Origin of the sequence: Flavobacterium sp., assembly GCF_035760125.1 — a bacterium.
Classification (GTDB): domain Bacteria; phylum Bacteroidota; class Bacteroidia; order Flavobacteriales; family Flavobacteriaceae; genus Flavobacterium.
Genome location: NZ_DASTTN010000521.1, coordinates 1 through 2,039, shown reverse-complemented (window position 1 = coordinate 2,039; position 2,039 = coordinate 1). Strand labels below are relative to the sequence as shown.

Here is a 2,039-nt window from a genome sequence, read left to right as displayed (position 1 = left end):
TCCTGTTTATTTTCATTGCCATAAAAGGATACTTTAGTTTCTCCATTTTTATAAAGTGTCAATGTTGCATAACCATTTCCACCATACGAAAAATCATTTGGATTGACAGCTTTGGCGGCTTCTGATTTGGAACCTGCACCAGTAATGATTTGTGTAATATTGTTTTTGCTTAAATATTGTAAATTATGGTCATGCCCCGAGACAACAATTACATTTTTTTGATTTTGCAAAAGTGTTTTCACCCTTTTGGTAAAATAGAGATACACCTTATTTTGAATATCCTGCGGATAGACACCCGATGTTTTTCGGGTCAAATTAAATACAGAGCCAATAATGGGCAATGGAATTTTTTGTTCAGTAGGAAAAAGTTCTTTTTCAGCTGAATATTGTCCGCCACTGGTTCCATTGCTCATTAATGGATGGTGAAGCGCAAGGATTATTGTTTTGTCTTGGTTTTTATTCAAGATACTTGCCAGTTCGTCAAAAAAATCTTCGCGGGTTTTGATACTGCAATTGTCATTTATAGTTGGATATTTGTCCCAGTCTTCCAGAAACCATTGACTATCAATAGTGATTAAAGTTATGTTTTTGTCAATCTTTAATTCTTCTAAACCACAGTTTTTTTGTGGTAAAAAAGCTTTTTTATCTTTTAGGTAGTTGGTTATAAATTTTGCTTGACGTTCTAAGCCCGAAATTCCGCTTGCCCAATCATGGTTTCCTGGAATAAAAATTGTTCTTCCTTTAAAATTTTTAGATAATTCTAACTGTTTTGTAAGTTTAGTTTCAGCAGAAACCTGTTCTTCTGGAGATTTGTTGCTTGGAAATCCGTTGGGATAAATATTGTCGCCAAGAAATAATAGTGTACTTTTTTTATTCGAATTTTCTAACCTTTTTTGAAGTAATGAAAGTGTTTCTTGAGCTTTGTCTTTATTAGGACTTCCAGCATCACCAATTAAGTAAAATGTATGGACAATTTTTGAGGAATCTAGTGTGTTTTGGGTAATTTCATTTTCTAAATTTTTACCGTATTGGGGATAGTATGTAGCGCAAGAATGTAGAACCAACACTAAAACAATGAAGGTAGAACTGATTATGAAACAATTTTTTGAAAACAATCTCATGTTTGCATTTTAAATTGGTTAGTTTTTAGATTATCTATTGGTCAAAAATAAGTTTTTCCTTTTTATATAAATTCAACAATCATGCCTTTTATAAATTGTGCCTAATAGCAACTGATTGAAGATTTGGTTATTCTAAATTTAGCGAAATCTCGAGTTTTTTACCGATTTTTCGACGATATTAAGTAAAGATAATTGATTTAATCAATCTTACTTTTAAACAAATTTAAAATATTAAAGACCAAAAAGATACTAAGATTTATTTATTCTTCAGTATAAAATGATTTTCAAAGAACAATTTCATAATTTAGACGGATAAATTTTTTTTTATGACTCTCGTAAATCAAGTTCAGGATTTTGTATCCGATCTAGTGGAAAGTAAACTCTCGGGTTTATATACATATCATAATTTGAATCATACCACAGGTGTTGTTAACGCCGTGAATAGATTATGTGATGAAGAAAAAATCTCACTTCAGGATAAAGAGATTTTATTGATAGCGGCTTGGTTTCATGATACGGGATATACAAAAGGTTGTAAGGATCATGAGAGTTCCGGTGTTGAAATTGCTACTCATTTTTTGAAAGAAAAGGGAAAACCTGAGGAGTATATTACTAATGTCTCTAATTTAATTAAAGTAACAACCAAGGAGTATGTGCCAAAAACTCTTTTGGAAAAAATCATTAAGGATGCAGACTATTATCATATTCTGAATGATGATTATGTAGATACTTGTGAAGGCTTGAGGAAAGAATGGGAAAATGTTGAGGGAAAATTGTTTACAGAGTTAGAATGGGCCAAAGAAAATGAATTCTTTTTGTCAAAAATTCACCAGTTTTATACTCCTTATGCGATTGAACATTGGCAGCCATTAAAAGATAAAAACATAAAACGACTTCGAAAAAAAATAAAAAAAATGA

Annotated in this window: 2 protein-coding genes; one reads left to right on the top strand and one right to left on the bottom strand. The window is 31.0% G+C overall.

What is annotated here, in order from left to right; translation table 11 throughout:
* On the bottom strand, positions 1-1,121 hold a 1,121-nt coding region (locus VFS71_RS18565), incomplete at its 3' end, for a metallophosphoesterase (protein WP_326403124.1).
* 326 nt (positions 1,122-1,447) lie between these two features.
* On the opposite strand from VFS71_RS18565, the gene VFS71_RS18560 reads away from it, so the two are divergent.
* Positions 1,448-2,039 (top strand): HD domain-containing protein (locus VFS71_RS18560; protein ID WP_326403123.1); only part of this gene is annotated, 592 nt, incomplete at its 3' end.